Below are 16,542 nucleotides of genomic sequence, written 5' to 3'. Positions count from 1 at the left end.
GCGGGTCCGCAAACGCACGGGCTCCTGGTCTCTCAGCTTGAAGCCACGTTTCCACGCCTGGCAAACGTACCGCTACGTTGTCCCGGCCAATAATCATGTTCCTTGCCTGCCGGACAGGACGATACCGGAAGCACTTCGGGCTAGCAAAGCTGGGCAAAGCGTTGCGAGGTCCGCCTCGTCAGCCTTGCCAACGAGATGCACGGCCCTGCTCGTCCAGCGGTCGCGCCACGAACAATCAAACTCAAACCGTGTTGTGAGACAATGCCGACTTTTCAGCCAAAGAGCGAGTTCTCATCGCAGCTCAATGCGCGTGCGGGCAGATACCTGTCGCGCAGCAAAACAGGCCGCTTCGCTGGTGCTGGCCAATGGTTCAGATCCAGCCTTCTCTTTCTGTTTTGCACCGCGGTCTATAGCCTGATCTATATCGATCCAGGCCCCTGGATTCTCCTGGTTTCAGCTGCCGTCCTGGGCGCAGGCATCTACACTCTTGTCGCGACGGTCTGTCATGATGCCGCCCATGGCTCATTTGCAGCGTCCAGATGGGTGAATCAAGTTTGCCTGTCCGCCGGCTTCTCACTCGTCGGCATTTCAGGAAAGCTCTGGGCCGAAAGGCACCTGCGGCTTCATCACATGTACCCGAACATTGCCGGGACCGATATTGATGCTGACGGCTCAAGCCTGTTGAGACTGTCGCCGTCCAAACCGTGGCGGGCATGGCACAGATTTCAATGCTGGTATGCCATTTTCCTCTACGCGCTTGTTCTGCCGCACCTGGCCTTTGCCGAGGATTTCGAGCATCTGCGCAAGGCCAGACGCAATTGGCCCGGCAAGTTTTCCGGTGTCGGGCCACTGGTCGAATTCGCCGCGGCGAAAATCGTTCACGTCTGCCTTTTCCTGGTGATGCCGCTTTTCTTGTCCGAACACGGGATTATTCTTCTCGCGGGCTACTACATCGTATTCGTCTCTTCCGCGTCCTTGTTGTTTGTCGCGATAAATGTCGGCAGTCATATCAGCGAAGAGGCCGAGTTTTTTGATCCGAACGAAGGCGGAACGCTCCCGCTGGACTGGGCCCATCATCAAATCCGTACCTCGGTCGACTGGGCACCGACGTCCAGATTGGCGATTGCGTTGACAGGCGGGGCAAATGCGCACTGTGCGCATCACTTGTTTCCCCGGTTCGCGCATTCGCACAATCGGGCGCTCAGCAGGTTGGTGATAAGGACCGCACGTGAGTTTGGTGTGAAACTCAACATACTCGCCCCCTGGGAGGTCGTGCGCGCACATATGGCACACCTTTACAAGATGTCCCGGCCGCCACGGATTCTTAACGGCAGCAGCATCGGCGGTCGGTGACACCCATCACGGTTTCGCGGGCGTGATTGTCGGCGGCCCCGTCCCGGACCCGGCATGGCCCGCCCCGGCGACACGGCTTCGACACGATCTGCCGGCGCGCGTTCACTTGATGTCGCGCGCGCCGCCGGAAACCCGCACGGACGCACCCGCCGTGTCGTCCAGCGTGACCTTGATCAGTGAGGGACTGCCCATGTCTTCACCCTGGCGGATCGTGAAGCTGCCGTTATGCGGCCACTGACTGTCACGCAGGTAGCCAGCGAACGCCGCCGCGGCGGCGCCGGTTGCCGGGTCTTCAAGGACACCACCGGACGCGAAAGCGTTGCGCACAACGAATGTCTGGTTTCCTTCGATGTAAACCAGCATCACAGTGACCAAATCGTGCTTGCGCATCACGGCGCGTCCCTCGTTAAGCTCATAGGACATGGCCGAAAGCCGGGCACGGTCTTTCAACGGTAACACGACATGGTTGGCACCGCCGTGGATGAACGCGGGCGCGAGCTGCGGATCGAGGTCCTCCGGGGTCAGAGCAAACAGGGTCATGACGTCCTGTTCCTCTGCATCGGTCATCGCACGGCTCCGCGTGGGGGGTGAGGACAGCGTCGCCATCATTCCGTCCGGGCCCTCCTCCGCGTCGACGGTGATCGTGGCGTCGTTCAGCTCGAGCATATAGGTGCCGGCACCATTGTGTTTTCCCAATGCTGCACCAAGAGCGATGGTCGCATGGCCGCAAAAGGGCACTTCGGATTCCGGGGAGAAGTAACGGACACGCCAGGATCTGCCGTCATTGCCCTGAGCAACAGCGAACGCTGTTTCCGAGTATCCGACATCGGCCGCGACCCGCGCCATCTCGTCGGCGCTCACCGCCTCCGGTAACAGCACCACGCCTGCCGGATTACCGCCCTCGGACCCTTGGCTGAATGCCGCTATTCGTTGAATATCCATCGGTAACTCCTGTCTTTTGCTGGGGGGAATTTAATCACCAGACGCCCTGGCTGTCCCCGTGATTGCGATGGCTATTCGGCTTTTTCTCTTTCGTATCGTTTCTGTCTGACCTAACCTGTTTTCATGTCGAAAGAGCTGGATCAAACAGACCGTCGGATTGTCGAGATTCTCGAAGCCCAGGGCCGCACCAGTCTTGCCGATATCGGCAAGGAGGTGGGTCTTTCCGGTCCGGCGGTGGGCGAACGGCTGCGCGGTCTGCAGGACCGCGGGTTTGTCGTCGGGTTCGGTGCGCGGCTCGATCTGCGCAGGCTCGGCTACACGATCCAGGCGCTTGTCAGGATCAAACCGCGCAGCGGCCAGCTTCACACCGTCGAAAACATGATCCGCGAGGAACCGCGTTTCACATCTTGCGACCGGGTCACCGGCGATGACTGCTATGTCGCCCGGTTGCTGCTGAAAGACGTAGCCGAGCTGGACGATATCCTGCTGCCATTCCACGACCGGGCGGAAACCAACACTTCCATCGTGAAGTCTTTCGTATTCGAAAACAGACTGCCGCCTCTGGACTAGGCCATACCCTCATAAACCAGGCCACAATGGTATGGATGAATTTGTTCGGATACGCGGCGCGAAGCTGCAGGAAACCGTCCGGTTTTCAAAGCTTCGCAACAAAGTATCCGGGCAAATTCACCTTATCCCGAAGGGACGCAGAAACGGCTTCGACCTGCTGCGTCAATGCGCTCAACCGGGCAGAAAGCCCGCTTTTCGCACATTTCCTTGCATCTCATCGCCGTTTGCAGCGCCATTGCGGCCTGGTTTATGAGGGTATGGCCTAGAGGACAGCTCCATTCCACCGCTTTCCATCCGGGCGCGTTCGAAACAGGCTCATCGTTCGCTTGAAAAGGTCGATACGAAACAGCCCGCGTCGGTCATCAACACAATTTTCCAGTCCGGGGCTCTGCCCGGCAGAGCGGTGCGGCCTTCATCGTTTTCGGGTGGGGAATGCCCAGAAGCGCGAGGATGGTCGGGGCGACGCAGCGCTGGTCCAGGATCTCGTCCGGTCCGGCATGCAGCCTATCGGTGAAGGACAGGAACGGCACATGACGCTCACACGCCGCGTCGCCGCCATGGTTGCCCGCGTCGTCCATGCCGTGATCCGCCGTCACCAGCACATGATATCCCCGGGCGGTCAGCCGCGGAATGAGCTGCGCCAATGCTGCATCCACCTTTTCGGCCTGCCGGACATAACCCCGGCCCAGACCGGTATGCAGATGCCCCAGGGTGTCGCAGCTGGAAGAATGCAGCAGCAGGTATTCGGGCGCATGCCGGTCGGCGATCGACCAGGCCTGTGCGCACAGGTCGACCTCCGCCGGTTGAACACTGTTGTCGGCATCGTATCCGTCCATGCTGTAATAGCGCGCATGGGCGATCGGGGCATCCGGGTCATTGATTTCGACGTGCGCGAACGGATCGAACGGAGTGCCGCCGAACAGCGTGTGAAAATAGCAATGACCGACGACGCCGCATTGTCCCCCCGCCGCCTTGACTGCGGAAAAGACACTCGGGCCGGACGAAGGGCGCAGGCCGTCATTGTCCATGAGCCCGTGATCAGCCGGGGCACGGCCTGTGTGGAGTGTCTCGTAGAGCGGGGCGGACATTGTCGGAAGGCAGGCACGCATGGTCCAGATCCGTGCCTCGCCTCCGGTAACAGAGGACATGAGGTAACTGCACGCCGCGCGCGCGGTGTCGTCCCGCAACCCGTCGATCACGATCAGGCAGACCTTGGGCATGACCGGCAAACCGGCGGTTCCGGCGGGCATCGGACTAACCAGGATCGCGCCCCGTGTGAAGATCCACCAGGCGCTGAACCCTCGGCGCGAAATGCCGGAAGCCCGGCGTTTCCATGCCTGCCACCTTGCCCGCTTCGTCCAGGTACCGCACGGCAATGATCTCCTTGAGGTTGGGATTCGTTTCGAACTCGGCGACTTCCTCCGCGCTCATGGCGCCGCCCTGCAGGTTCAGCGAATGAACGGATGCCTCCGAAAGGCGCTCGAAATAGGAAGGTTTCGTCGCGCAAAGATACCGTTTCGCTGCGACGTGGTAGCGGCAGCAATCGGTGACGACGCTTGGAAAGAAGCGTTCCAGGATGTCCGCGCCGGCGTCCTCGTGATGCCGGTCTTCGGTATCGTCCATCGTGAAGGTACCGAATTCGGACGTGAAATGGCCGATGTCATGCAACAGCGCGCCGACGATAATCTCGTCGGGCTGTCCGCTCCGTTCGGCCAGGGTGGCCCCCTGCAGCATGTGCTCACCCATGGTCACCGGTTCGCCCAGGTATTCCTCCGATCCGCGGCGTTCGAAAATCGAGGCGAGAAATTCCACGATCGTATCGGCGGTCAGCTCTTGCGGTGATGGCCTCATTCTGCGGCCTCCAGCGATCTGCGGCGAAGCGCGTCGCGTGTCGAACGGAGACCGTCCTTGTCCGCGTAACAGCCCTGAAGCCAACGTTTGCCGGCACCCGAATAGGCTTTGCGGGCGTGCAGGACGCGCGTGTTGTCCACCACGAAGGCCTCGCCCGGATCGAGACGGAACACCACCTCCATCGCCGGATCGTCGATGATCTCGCCGAACCGCCGATAGGCCACGTACCAGAGATCCATCCGGTCGAACGGCACATCCGTCACGGCCGCCAGCGAGCGGTTGTTGAAGCGCACGCCGATCAGTTCGCCATCGGGAGCCAGGTCGATGAGCGGACGGCGGGACGTCAGGCAGACACCGTCCTCGCCCGCATATTCAAAGCGCGCACAGTGGTCGGCGAGCACATCGAAATAGTCCGGATTTTCCCGTTGCAGCCGGCGGGCACAGGCGAAACCGTCCACCACCATGTTCTCGCCGCCCGCCGCGGAACTTTCCAGGCAGTACAGCACCTGGATCGTGGGAACCGGGTCCCGGTAGGGATTGTCGGTATGGGCCTGCAGACCGAGGCCTGTATAGGCCAGATTGGTGGGATTGACCTCGGTGCGGACCTCGAACAGCTTGCCGTAGTTGGTTTCGCGCACATAGCCGAAGAGGTCGACGACCTTGAACAGCGCCCCTTCCTCGACAGGCCCGCCCTCGATCTTGCCGAAGCCGTAGCGCGCAACCTGTTCGATCCAGTCCTGAAACGCTGCGCCGCGCCGGGTGAGCATCGGGTAGTTTCCGGCCGGGACATTTTCCTGCAAGCTGGAATTCCAGGGCGTGACCTCGTCCGGGAGCCAGCCGCGTTCGGGTGAACGGGATACGTCATACTTGTGGGCGTCAAGCCAGGCCAAATTGTAGCCGATTGTCTTTTGTTCCGGCGCGAACGTCACGTTCAGGGTATCGCCCTCCACGACCGCAGCGACGATCCTGGTGTCGGCGGCTATGTCGCGCAAGGCAATGAGGCGCTGGCCGTTTCCCGAAGCACGTGTTTGCGGGTCCTGCGCATTGTCCCGGAGCCAGATGGCATGAAAGCGGGCGGACCCTTCATCGGAGTGGAGGGTCAGGACAGCACCGTCCTGGCTGAGCGTCGTATGCATGGCGTTTCCTTCCAGACCGGCCGCACGAAGTGATTTCTTCCATCTGAGGTAAAAAGCTGCATAAATTCAAATCATAAAAACCCAAACTGAGCAGTGGTTTTCCTTATGGATGAGTCCTTCTACAAACTCCCGCCCCTGGAGTGGGTCCGTGCTTTCGAGGCCGCTGCCCGCCTGGGCAGCTTTACCGCGGCCGCAGCCGAAACCGGCCTGACCCAGCCGGCGATCAGCCAGCGGATCGGGCAGTTGGAGAAACACCTCGGCACGCAACTGTTCCTGCGCCAGGCGCGCACGATTTCACTGACGGTCGATGGCGAAACCTGGCTGCCGCATGTTCAGGCGGCCTTGCGCACCTTGAGCGAAAGCGCCGAGTTGCTGTTTGCCAGCCACCGGCTTCGCCTGACCATCTCGGCCAGCCAGTCCGTGATTTCAATGTGGCTGGCCCCGCGGCTGGCCAGGGCCTGCGTGGCAACCGGCGCGCAGATTTCCGTGCAGTCCTATGTCCTGGGCGGCCAGACCGCGACGACGGACACAATCATTCAGATCAGATACGGCTCCGGGGACTGGCCGCATCACTTTCAGCGCCCGCTTTACAAGGAAGCGCTCGCTCCCGTGTGCGCGCCGGAGCTGGCGTGTGAAGACTGGACCACGCTACCGCGGATCGCCTGCACCGGACCGCGCCCTGATTGGGGTCAATTTTCCGGGCGGTTTGGCATCTCCTCCACGCCGATACCCCGGATCCGGGTCGACACCTTGCACGGGGCAATCGCCGCGGCCAAGGCCGGACAGGGCGTCGCGCTCGGCTCGCTGGCACTTTGCGCAGAGGAGATCAATGCCGGCACTCTGATCCGCCTCGGCAACGATGTTTACGAGCACAGCGAAACCTACTGGTTGCTCGCCTCGCGGAATGCGATCGGCGGGCGGCAATGGGACGCGCTCTCCAGCGAACTGGTATCACCGTGATCAAGGGAGCAACAGAACCAGCCAATAGACCCCGATGCAATCACAAAGGTATCTAGAACACGAGGTTCATGACCACCAGCGACACGACCAGAAACAGGACGGTCATGATCCCGCCGCTCTTGATGAAATCCGTTACCTTGTAACCTGCCGGCCCCATGATAAGCGCGTTGACCTGATGGGTCGGGATCAGGAAGGAATTTGACGTCGAAATGGCCACGGTGAGCGCAAAGATGGCCGGGTCGCCGCCCGCGGCGACGGCAATGGAGACCGCGAGCGGCACCAGGAGGACCGTCGCCCCCACATTGGACATGATGAGCGTGAACACCGTGGCCAGAACGGCAAGGCCCGCCTGCAGCAACCACACCGGCCAGCCGTGCAAGAGCAGAAGGATCTGCTGCGCGATCCACTCGGCGGTTCCGGATGTCTGTACCGCTTGCCCGAGGGGAATGAGACTGGCCAAAAGAAAGACCGTGCTCCAGCTCACGGCCTCATAGGCGTCATCGATGTCGAGAACCCCGGTGAGGATCATTCCCGCCGCACCGGTCAGCAGGCACAGGGACAGGCGCAAATCCGTGAGCAGGATCAGGGACAGGGACACAAGGAAGAAGAACAGGGCCCAGACGACCTTTTTCGGCCGGAGTTCCTCGTGGGGAAAATCGGTCGTGACGACCACGAAGTCGCGGTTCTGCGTCAGTCTCGTCAGTGCCTCCCACGTCGTGTGAACCACGATCGTGTCTCCGGCGCGAAACGGAACTTCGGCGATCTGGGTCGGTTCATGGTCTTCCGTCGACACCAGGCTCAGCGTTTCCTCGCCCCGGTGGATGGCCAGCATGCTCGCACCATAGGTTTTCCGGAAAACGACGTCATGGGCGCACTTGCCGATGATCGAAGAGCCCGGCGTCACAACGATTTCGGCCACGCCGGATTTCGTCGGGGCGTAATCCTCGGCAAAGACATCCAGCTTGTCGTGGAGGATGAACTTTGCATCCTCGACCATGTGCCGGACTTCCTTCGCACGGCCGAGCACGGCCAGCCTGCAGGGCGTCGTGATCTTGGTCGTGATGACCGGCGCAAACCAGGTTTTCCCGTGGAAGGCGCTGCCGATGATGTAGACATGGTAACGCTCAATGACGTCATCGAAGGTTTGTCCCTCAACGGGATGTCCCGCAGGGATCGTGATCTCGAAGATGTCGGTTTTCAGACCGTAGATCTTCTTGAGATACTCCTTCATCGGTTGCGCGCTGGTGGCATCGCCGGCTGCCTGTTCCCCCGGCAGGATCCACCGGCCGAAGATCATGAAATACAAGATGCCCGAGGCGACGAGGGCGACGCCGACAGGTGTCACCGAAAACAGGCTGAAGGTGCCCATCTGCGCCGTGTCGGGAAGCGACCGGTTGGCTGTCACGATCAGATCGTTCAGCAGGATCAGCGGCGAGGAACCGACCATTGTCAGCGTTCCACCCAGGATCGCACAGAATCCCATGGGCATGAGCAAACGGCTGAGCGGCAGTTCCGTGCGCACCGAGATACGGCTGACCACGGGCAGGAACAGGGCCGCGGCACCGACATTCTGCATGAACGAGGAGATGACACCGACCGTGCCCGAGACGATTGGCACAACCCGTGCCTCGGAACTGCCGCCGTGTTTCAGGATAAGGGCTGCGACCTTGCTCATCAGGCCGGTCTTGTCGAGCCCGGCGCCGATGATCATGACGGCTATGATCGAGACGACGGCATTGGACGCGAGACCGTTGAACAGCGTGCTGACATCCGCGAGGGAATGAAGACCGGGCATCTGGCTGAGAAGGCCGAGCAGCACCATGACCAATATGGCCGCAAAATCGATACGAACGACCTCCGAGACGAACAGGACGACCGTGAAAACCAGCAGCCCCAGAACCACCATCATCGGATAGGTTAGAGTGATTGCCTCCACCTTGTGTGCCCCCCGGCATTTTGTTTTTGTCAGACCGAAGCGGATCGGCCCTTTTTTGCCTCAGCCACCGGACCGGCGTGTTCGCGTGTCCGTGGCTGGCAGGCAGGCTAGCAAACTGAAAGACCGTAATCCATCCCGTAGCGGCCACATGTGGTCCTGTGTGTCTGCGTGCGTTCCGCCGCTCGCCGGTCGCGGCGGGAAACGGACGCAGTGACGTCTGCCCGACCCCGGTCAGGCTTCCTCGTTATTGCGATCCCGCAAGGATCTTCGGGACTTTGTTCGGCCGCAGACGATGGGCATCCGGCATGCCTTTGCCCAGAAGCGGGCGCAGATACAGGCGGAACTCGTCCGTCACGTCATGCCCGGAGGCGGTGATGAATTCGTCGGGCATCGTCCGGGTCTTTCCGGCAACCAGCTCCAGCGGGACCAGTTCGTAGTCGACCGAGTAGTGACCGGTGCGCTTGATCGTCACCGATCCGTCGCGATCGCCGAACATGCCGTATTGAACGGCTTTCTCACCGACTTCGCGGGCTTCGTTCTGGTCGACATCGGACACGCATCCGACAAAACTGCGCTGGATATAGCCGAGCGTATCGCCCCGGACCCGCGTGATCTTCAATTCCTGCTTGACCTTCTGTGTCAGCAGATCGGCCAGGGCGCCGGTTCCGGACAATTGCACATTGCCATGGGCGTCGCGTTCGATCTCGCTGGCCAGCTTTGCGATGATCGGTGTGCCGGAGCCGTCATGGATACCTTCGCTCACGGCTACGACGCAGCGCCCGTGCCGGTCATAGACATCCTTGACGTCCCTGATGAACTTGTCGATCTCGAACGTGCGCTCGGGCATGTAGATGAGATGCGGGCCGTCATCGGAGAATTTCTTGCCCAGCGCCGAGGCGGCCGTGAGAAATCCGGCATGACGTCCCATCACGACACCGATATAGATACCGGGCAGCGCCGCATTGTCGAGATTGATGCCCATGAACGCCTGCGCGACGTAGCGGGCAGCCGACGGAAAACCGGGCGTGTGGTCATTCTCGACAAGGTCGTTGTCGATGGTCTTCGGAATGTGGATGCAGCGCATGTTGTAGTCGGCCTTGCGCGCTTCTTCATTCACGATCCGGACCGTGTCCGAGGAATCGTTGCCGCCGGTGTAAAAGAAATAGCCGATCTGGTGCGCACGCAGGACCTTGAAGAGTTCCTGGCAATATTTCAGATCCGGCTTGTCCCGCGTCGAGCCAAGCGCCGAAGACGGCGTATCGGCGACCATTTCCAGATTGTGGGTCGTCTCTTGGGTCAGATCGTAGAAGTCCTCGTCGAGGATCCCCCGCACACCGTGTACGGCACCGTAGATCAACTCGACGGAGCGGAACTTTCGTGACTCCAGGACCGCGCCAACCATCGACTGATTGATAACCGCGGTCGGACCGCCCCCCTGGGCCACAAGTACCTTGCCGTGAAACACAAAAGATCTCCTTTAAATTCCTGACCCTAGAACCTCGCACCAATCATGGTCAGAGGACAAGCGCCCAGAGCAAATCAATTGCGTGTTGGATCATTTGTTGCCGGAAGGACAATCGCGGATCGGGGGAGTGGTTGCACCCATGCGACTCAGTGAGGGGGAACGCGGATTTCCAGGTCCGCGAACAATCCGGCAAAATCCGCCGGCGGCGTTCTGTCGGTCACGAGATAATCGCCGGGTTTGAGCGTCGGCTGGCGCAGCGCCGGCTTGCGCATTTGCGGCTCGAACTTGGAATGATCGACCGCCATGATCGCCCGTCCCGCATTCGCCAGCATGGCGCTCGCGATATCGACTTCGCATTGCTCGTGGACGAGGAAGCCCTTCCGGGCATCGACAAGTGATGCCGACAACAGCACGTAGTCGACCTGCATCCGGTCGATGACCTCGAACGCCGACCGGTCGAAAGACGCACCATCATGATCCCTGAGCTGCGTTCCCGCCATGGAGACATTGTTGCCCGGGATCATTGCAAGTGTGCTCGCCACATAGGCCGAATTGGTGACCACGGTAAGTTCGCGGCGGCTTCGCAACGCTTGCGCGACGAAACCGGACGTCGATCCGGTATCGATGGCGATGCTGTCGCCATCCTGGATGATTTTCACGACCTCTTCGGCGATTGCCACCTTGGCTTCCCGGTTCAGATTCATGCGGGCGAGGTAAGGCAGATCGGCCGCCGACTTGGTCGAAACCAGCGCACCATGCACCTTCTGCAATGCGCCGCGGTCCACCAGTGGCCGCGAAACCCGGCGGATGGTCTGATCCGAAACACCGAGAAGACGCGACAGTTCCTGCACGCTGACGGTGCCACGCATATCCACGGTCTGCAGGAGCGTTGTTTCGTATTTCGACATGAAGCCTGTTTACACCAAAGTTTCTGGTCGAATAAGTCTATTTTGCACCTGCATTTCAACAAAAATCAACATTTCCATTGTCAAGATGTTGTTTTTTGTTAGCATTTGAGCCGACTGACATCACGCGGACCTGCAAAATGATCCAACATTCGGCCAAACACCTGATCATCGGCGGCGGCATTATCGGGTGCTCGATTGCCTATCATCTGACCCGGATGGGGGAAAAGGACGTGGTGCTGCTGGAGCGTGCTGCCCTGACCGAAGGCGCAACCTGGCATGCCGCCGGTCTGGTCGGACAGCTGCGCTCGTCCCGCAACACCACCCGCATGCTGAAAAAATCCGTGGAGATGTACGATCGGCTGCAGAATGAAGAGGGCATGCAGTTCGACTGGAAGAAAACCGGCTCGCTCAGACTGGCCGCAACCCGGGAACGCCTGCTGGAGGCAAAACGGCTGGCGACCATGGCGCGCAGCTTCGATCTCGACATGCAGATCATCACGCCTGAAGAAGCCAGGGACCTGTTTCCGCTTATCGATGCGCACGGGCTCGAGGGCGCGGCGTTCATTCCCACCGACGGCCATGTCGACCCGGCCTCGCTCTGCCAGGCCGTCGCGGGTGCGGCCCGACGCCAGGGCGCAGACATACGTCAGGGCGTCGAAGTGCGGGATTTCACCGTCTCGAACGGCCGGATCACGGCGGTTGAGACAAGTGAAGGGTCCTTCGAAGCGGACACGGTGATCCTTGCCGCCGGCATGTGGAGCCGGGAACTGGGCGCGAAACTCGGCATTCGCGTCCCCGCCTGCGCGGTCGAACACCAGTATATCGTGACCGAGCCCACCGGGACCGACGTCGGCGATTTTCCGACACTGCGCGACCCGGAGCGACTGGTCTACTATAAGCCCGACGTTGCCGGACGGCTGGTCATAGGCGGCTATGAGGAAGATACGCTTCCCTTTGGGGATCATGGCATTCCCGGTGCTTTCGTGCGCCAGTTGCTGCCGGAAAACCTGGACCGCTTTCTGCCGCTCGCGGATCTCGCCAGCCGGGTGACACCCGTCGTCAACGACGTCGGCATCCGCCAGGTCATCAACGGGCCGATCCCCTACTCCGCCGATGGCGATTTCGTCATGGGCTGGCAGCCCGGCTTCGACAACCTGATGATGGCAACCGGCTTTCTCTACGGCATTGCCGCAGGTGGCGGCGCCGGGGAAATGATCGCCGAATGGGTCGTCGAGGGCCGCCCCTCTCTCGATCTGTGGCCGCTCGACGTGCGCCGCTTCGGACCGCATCACGGCACCAGGACCTTCATGTATCCGCGCGCCGTCGAGCACTATGCCCACCACTACAAGAAACGGTATCCCGGCCAGGAGCATGAAAGCGCGCGGCAGCTGCGCCTGTCACCGCTTTACCGGAAGCTGAAGGACCAGGGTGCGGTCTATGGCTCGAAGAACGGCTGGGAACGCCCGCTCTGGTTTGCTCCTGAAGGCGTTGAACCCGTGGACCAGCTGGATTTCCTGGATCCGGGCTGGAAGACATATGCAGCCAAAGAACACAAGGCGGTACGCGAGCGGGTCGCATTGATTGACCAGTCGAGCTTTTCCAAATTCGAGATTGTCGGGTCCGATGCTCTTGCCGCGTTGCAACGGCTGACCGTTTCCAACATGGACAAGCCGGCCGGCTCGGTCATCTATACGCAGATGTGCAATGACCGCGGCGGCGTCGAAGCGGATGTAACGATCATCCGTCTTTCTCGCGACCGGTTCTACCTGGTGACCGGATCCGGTTTCGGCGTTCACGACAGCGACTGGATCAGCCGCAATCTGCCCGAAAATGCTTCGGTCTACATGACGGAGGTCACCAGCGGATATGCCGTGATCAATATTGTCGGCCCAAGGTCGCGCGACCTGCTGGCTGCGGCGTCCGAAAGCGATGTGTCAAACGAGGCGATCCCGTTCGCGACGATGCGGGAAATCGTTGTCGGCGCCGCCCCTATCAGGGCCGCCCGCATCGGCTATGTCGGCGAGCTCGGCTATGAACTGCACATTCCGACGGAGTTCGCAGCGCATGTCTATGACACGCTGTGGGCAGCGGGCGGTGCGCACGGCATCGCCAATGTCGGCTACCGCGCCATCGAGAGCCTCAGAATGGAAAAGGGCTATGTCTACTGGTCCGCTGACGTCACCCCGGATTACACGCCGGTCGAGGCGGGTCTCGGCTTCCGGGTACATCTCAAGTCGAAAGGCGACTTTCTCGGACGCGCGGTCCTTGAGGGTCAGAAGACCACGGGCGTCAAACGCAGGCTTTGCACCTTCGTGACACCTGAAAATTTGCCGCTGACCGGCGGGGAGACCATCCTGCGCGGTGATCGCGTCGTCTCCTCCGCGACTTCGGTCGGCTATGGCTGCACGGTAGGCCGGACAATCGTGCGTGGCTATCTGGACAAGGCTCACTGGGACTGTTCAGATTTCAGTCTCGAGGTCTTCGGCGAACGCTATCCGGTCACGCAGACGGAAAGCCCGCTCTACGATCGGGAAAACACTGCGCTCAAGGGATGAACGGGGGACACATGACGGAACACGCTGACAAGGTACTCGCAGCCCTGCGCACCGCACCTCAATTTGCTCATGTGACATCGGCACTGCACATAACCCGGCTGGGCGGACTGACCAATCTCGTCCACCGCGTCGACCTTGAGGACCAGTCGGTCATCGTCCGCATCCCGGGCGAAAACACCGAGGAATATATTGATCGCGGCGTGGAAAAGCACAATGCGGAGGCAGCGGCACGAGCCGGTGTTTCCGCCGAAGTGCTCCATGCCGACGCAGCATCCGGCATCATGATTACCCGCACGATCGAGGCAATCGAGACCATGACGCCCGATCTTTTCAAGTCTCGTCATGGCTCACCAGGCCGCGCCGGTGCCGCCCTCGCCCGGCTGCATGCCTCGGGAGAGACTTTTCAGTTCCGCTTCGAACTGTTCTCGATGATTGACGACTACCTCAAGGTTCTGTCCACCAAGGACGTTTCCCTGCCGGACGGGTATGAGGACGTCGTTGCTGCGGCGACGCCCGTTGGCGAAGTGCTGGCTGCGGCGGATCTCCCGCTTGCGCCCTGCCACTGCGATCCGCTGTGCGAGAACTTCCTGGATGACGGCGAAAGGATGTGGATCGTCGACTGGGAGTATTCCGGCATGAACGATCCGCTCTGGGATCTCGGCGACCTCTCGGTCGAAGCCGGAATGACCGCGGAACAGGATGCGCAGATGCTCCGGGCCTATTTCGGCCGCGAACCGACAGCCGCGGAGACGGGACGTGTTGTGATCTACAAGGCCATGTGCGATCTGCTCTGGACCCTGTGGGGACTGATCCAGCTGGCCGACGACAATCCGGCCGAAGACTTCTGGGCCTACGCCACCGGCCGCTTCGACCGGTGCCGGAAGCTGATGCAGGACCCGTCCTTCGACGGACACGTGGCTGCCGTCAGGGCCGGTTGAGAAGGTCCAGAAGTTCCACGTGCAATTCGGGTGTCGCCGCTGTGACCGTACGCCCGTCCGATGTCATCGACAGCGGCTTGCCCTGCCAGTCGGTCATGATCCCGCCGGCTGCCGCAACGACGGCAGAGACCGGCAGATAGTCGTAAGGCTGCAGGTCGTAGTCCACGACGGCGTCGGCAAGACCGCGCGCCACCAGCGCGTGCGGATAGCAATCGGCTCCCAGCCTGCGCAACTGCCCTGCCCGGACCAGACGCCGAAAAACGTCCGCTTCCGAGACGGCCAGCTTGTCGCCCTCGTTGATGAACAGGCGGGCGTCGTCCAGCGACCGGCAGGCACGGGTCCTGATCGGAGTTCCGTTGCATGAGGCCGGCAAACCTTCGCCCCCGGCATAGGCTTCGCCCAGGGCCGGCATGTGGATCACGCCAAGTTTCGGGTGCCCGTCCTCAAGATAACCGAGCAGCATCCCGAACAGCGGCAATCCGGCAATGAAAGAGCGCGTGCCGTCGATCGGATCGATGATCCACATCGCAGCGCCTTCTCCGGTTCGGCCGAATTCTTCGCCGAAGATCGTTTCGCCTGGAAACTGATCCTGGAGACTGTCCCGCAGAGACTGTTCGGTTGCCTTGTCGGCCAGCGTCACCGGGCTCTGGTCGGCCTTGATTTCGGTCTCGGGATCGTTCCGGAAAAAGGAAAGGCTGACCGCGGCGGCGGCTGCCGTGATCTCCCGTGCCTTCTCCAGTCTGGCTGAATAGTCCGACATCCCTCGAGCCCCGCATGTCTGGTGTTTTTGTCTGTCGAATGAACACGTAATGCTCAAAATGTATCCAAAATCCACAAAATTCGAAGCTAAATGTTGCTTTTTGTTGATTTATGCTGGCAGTCTATGAGGGTGTCGTGCCGAGTTGGCAGCTGCAGACGGGGTCATGCCCGGGCAGTCATGCATTGGCAATTTCAGACGGGGAGAAAAATATGAAGCGCGTTTCATTGGCACTGTCCGCGATGCTGGCTGTCGCGCCTGCGCTCGCAGCCGAATCCAGCGATCCGATCAAGCTCACACTTCATGACTGGTCGGGACAGCTGATCACGACCAAGCTGATGGGAGAAATCCTGAAGGAAGCCGGTTACAACGTCGAATACGTTCAGGCCGACTACATCGCCCAGTTCGCGGGCCTGAAAACGGGCGACCTGCATGTCGCCATGGAAATCTGGGAAACCACCGGACGCGAGGCGATGGATGAGGCTTTCGCAACAGGTGATGTCGTCAATCTCGGGGAAACCGGTCTGCAGGCGATCGAGGAATGGTGGTATCCCGCCTACATGAAGGAGCGCTGCCCGGGTCTTCCCAACTGGGAAGCCTTGAAGGATTGCGCCGAGGAATTCGCCACCCCCGAAACCGCCCCCTTCGGCCGCTATCTCGGCGGTCCGGTCACCTGGGGCGGCTTTGACGAGGAGCGCGTGGAAGCGCTCGGACTGGACTTCGAAGTGGTCCATGCAGGCACCGATGCAGCTTTGTTCGCCGAGCTGGAAGCGGCCTACCAGCGCCAGGATCCGATCGTGCTCTAGGTCTATGCACCGCACTGGGCTCCTGCGAAATATGACGGTGAATTCGTCGAGTTCCCGCCGTTCTCGCCCGAGTGCTACAGCGACCCGTCGGTCGGCGTGAACCCGGACGCTGCCTATGACTGCGGCAAGCCGCGTGGTCCGATCTGGAAAGTCAGCTGGGCGGGCGTTGCCGACAAGTGGCCGGGGGCGGCAAAGGCGATCGAGAACTTCAAGCTCTCCAATGCCGACTACGGCGCCATGGTCACCGAAGTGGATCTCAACGGAAAGTCCGTGGAAGACACGGTTGCCGCCTGGATGGCCGACAACAAGGACACATGGTCGGGCTGGATTGCCAAGTAAGGCCGTTCCATACTTCCTGCACGCAG

General features: G+C 60.9%; 13 protein-coding genes and 1 pseudogene. 6 read left to right on the top strand and 8 right to left on the bottom strand.

The window, feature by feature from the left end:
* Positions 1–261 precede the first annotated feature (261 nt).
* Positions 262–1,353, top strand: a complete 1,092-nt coding sequence (locus ACO08A_RS17680; protein WP_422037290.1) for a fatty acid desaturase family protein — start codon at positions 262–264, stop codon at positions 1,351–1,353.
* A 102-nt stretch (positions 1,354–1,455) separates the two neighbouring features.
* On the opposite strand, the gene ACO08A_RS17675 is transcribed toward ACO08A_RS17680, so the two are convergent.
* Positions 1,456–2,295: a PhzF family phenazine biosynthesis protein gene (locus ACO08A_RS17675; protein ID WP_422037289.1), complete on the bottom strand. Its 840-nt coding sequence runs from the start codon at positions 2,293–2,295 to the stop codon at positions 1,456–1,458.
* Positions 2,296–2,418: 123 nt separating this feature from the next.
* On the opposite strand from ACO08A_RS17675, the gene ACO08A_RS17670 reads away from it, so the two are divergent.
* A complete protein-coding gene (locus ACO08A_RS17670; RefSeq protein ID WP_421979240.1) occupies positions 2,419–2,865 on the top strand; it encodes an Lrp/AsnC family transcriptional regulator in 447 nt (148 codons plus the stop codon).
* Between the two features lie 362 nt (positions 2,866–3,227).
* Here the strand turns inward: ACO08A_RS17670 and ACO08A_RS17665 are convergent, their stop codons facing one another.
* From ACO08A_RS17665 to tmpA, 3 genes are read right to left on the bottom strand one after another with little or no spacing between them, the layout of a single operon-like run.
* Complete coding sequence (locus ACO08A_RS17665) at positions 3,228–4,115, bottom strand: alkaline phosphatase family protein (protein ID WP_422037288.1); 888 nt, start codon at positions 4,113–4,115, stop codon at positions 3,228–3,230.
* Between the two features lie 4 nt (positions 4,116–4,119).
* Entirely contained in the window at positions 4,120–4,716 is a 597-nt protein-coding gene (tmpB, locus tag ACO08A_RS17660; protein ID WP_422037287.1) for a (R)-1-hydroxy-2-trimethylaminoethylphosphonate oxygenase, read from the bottom strand.
* Entirely contained in the window at positions 4,713–5,852 is a 1,140-nt protein-coding gene (gene tmpA / locus ACO08A_RS17655) for a 2-trimethylaminoethylphosphonate dioxygenase (protein WP_422037286.1), read from the bottom strand. The genes tmpB and tmpA overlap by 4 nt, the downstream gene beginning before the upstream one ends.
* Before the next feature lie 105 nt (positions 5,853–5,957).
* Here tmpA and ACO08A_RS17650 point away from each other — a divergent pair, with 105 nt between their 5' ends.
* Entirely contained in the window at positions 5,958–6,812 is an 855-nt protein-coding gene (locus ACO08A_RS17650; protein ID WP_422037285.1) for a LysR family transcriptional regulator, read from the top strand.
* 52 nt (positions 6,813–6,864) lie between these two features.
* On the opposite strand, the gene ACO08A_RS17645 is transcribed toward ACO08A_RS17650, so the two are convergent.
* From ACO08A_RS17645 to ACO08A_RS17635, 3 genes are all read right to left on the bottom strand, one after another.
* Entirely contained in the window at positions 6,865–8,748 is a 1,884-nt protein-coding gene (locus ACO08A_RS17645) for an SLC13 family permease (RefSeq protein WP_422037284.1), read from the bottom strand.
* A gap of 244 nt (positions 8,749–8,992) precedes the next feature.
* Positions 8,993–10,150: a 6-phosphofructokinase gene (locus tag ACO08A_RS17640; protein WP_319387699.1), complete on the bottom strand. Its 1,158-nt coding sequence runs from the start codon at positions 10,148–10,150 to the stop codon at positions 8,993–8,995.
* Positions 10,151–10,359: 209 nt separating this feature from the next.
* Positions 10,360–11,121: a DeoR/GlpR family DNA-binding transcription regulator gene (locus ACO08A_RS17635; RefSeq protein WP_422037283.1), complete on the bottom strand. Its 762-nt coding sequence runs from the start codon at positions 11,119–11,121 to the stop codon at positions 10,360–10,362.
* A 137-nt stretch (positions 11,122–11,258) separates the two neighbouring features.
* On the opposite strand from ACO08A_RS17635, the gene ACO08A_RS17630 reads away from it, so the two are divergent.
* Positions 11,259–13,676: a GcvT family protein gene (locus ACO08A_RS17630; protein WP_422037282.1), complete on the top strand. Its 2,418-nt coding sequence runs from the start codon at positions 11,259–11,261 to the stop codon at positions 13,674–13,676.
* Between the two features lie 11 nt (positions 13,677–13,687).
* A complete protein-coding gene (locus ACO08A_RS17625) occupies positions 13,688–14,614 on the top strand; it encodes a phosphotransferase (protein ID WP_422037280.1) in 927 nt (308 codons plus the stop codon).
* Here the strand turns inward: ACO08A_RS17625 and ACO08A_RS17620 are convergent.
* Positions 14,601–15,374 carry an inositol monophosphatase family protein gene (locus ACO08A_RS17620; protein WP_422037279.1) on the bottom strand — a complete coding sequence of 258 codons (774 nt, stop codon included), beginning with the start codon at positions 15,372–15,374 and terminating at the stop codon, positions 14,601–14,603. The genes ACO08A_RS17625 and ACO08A_RS17620 overlap by 14 nt on opposite strands.
* A 209-nt stretch (positions 15,375–15,583) precedes the next feature.
* On the opposite strand from ACO08A_RS17620, the pseudogene ACO08A_RS17615 reads away from it, so the two are divergent.
* A pseudogene (locus tag ACO08A_RS17615) lies at positions 15,584–16,516 on the top strand (ABC transporter substrate-binding protein).
* Positions 16,517–16,542: the final 26 nt, after the last annotated feature.

Source organism: Roseibium sp. (genome assembly GCF_965232425.1).
In the GTDB taxonomy this organism is placed as follows: Bacteria; Pseudomonadota; Alphaproteobacteria; order Rhizobiales; family Stappiaceae; genus Roseibium.
This window is presented reverse-complemented; position numbering and strand designations above follow the sequence as displayed.

Bases quoted from the DNA above. Each gene is read 5' to 3' on its own strand.
- ACO08A_RS17665 (WP_422037288.1), bottom strand. From the start codon at position 4,115: ATGCCCGCCGGAACCGCCGGTTTGCCGGTCATGCCCAAGGTCTGCCTG.
- ACO08A_RS17630 (WP_422037282.1), top strand. From the start codon at position 11,259: ATGATCCAACATTCGGCCAAACACCTGATCATCGGCGGCGGCATTATC.
- tmpA (WP_422037286.1), bottom strand. From the start codon at position 5,852: ATGCATACGACGCTCAGCCAGGACGGTGCTGTCCTGACCCTCCACTCC.
- ACO08A_RS17650 (WP_422037285.1), top strand. From the start codon at position 5,958: ATGGATGAGTCCTTCTACAAACTCCCGCCCCTGGAGTGGGTCCGTGCT.
- ACO08A_RS17670 (WP_421979240.1), top strand. From the start codon at position 2,419: ATGTCGAAAGAGCTGGATCAAACAGACCGTCGGATTGTCGAGATTCTC.
- tmpB (WP_422037287.1), bottom strand. From the start codon at position 4,716: ATGAGGCCATCACCGCAAGAGCTGACCGCCGATACGATCGTGGAATTT.
- ACO08A_RS17680 (WP_422037290.1), top strand. From the start codon at position 262: ATGCCGACTTTTCAGCCAAAGAGCGAGTTCTCATCGCAGCTCAATGCG.
- ACO08A_RS17620 (WP_422037279.1), bottom strand. From the start codon at position 15,374: ATGTCGGACTATTCAGCCAGACTGGAGAAGGCACGGGAGATCACGGCA.
- ACO08A_RS17625 (WP_422037280.1), top strand. From the start codon at position 13,688: ATGACGGAACACGCTGACAAGGTACTCGCAGCCCTGCGCACCGCACCT.
- ACO08A_RS17635 (WP_422037283.1), bottom strand. From the start codon at position 11,121: ATGTCGAAATACGAAACAACGCTCCTGCAGACCGTGGATATGCGTGGC.
- ACO08A_RS17640 (WP_319387699.1), bottom strand. From the start codon at position 10,150: ATGGTTGGCGCGGTCCTGGAGTCACGAAAGTTCCGCTCCGTCGAGTTG.
- ACO08A_RS17675 (WP_422037289.1), bottom strand. From the start codon at position 2,295: ATGGATATTCAACGAATAGCGGCATTCAGCCAAGGGTCCGAGGGCGGT.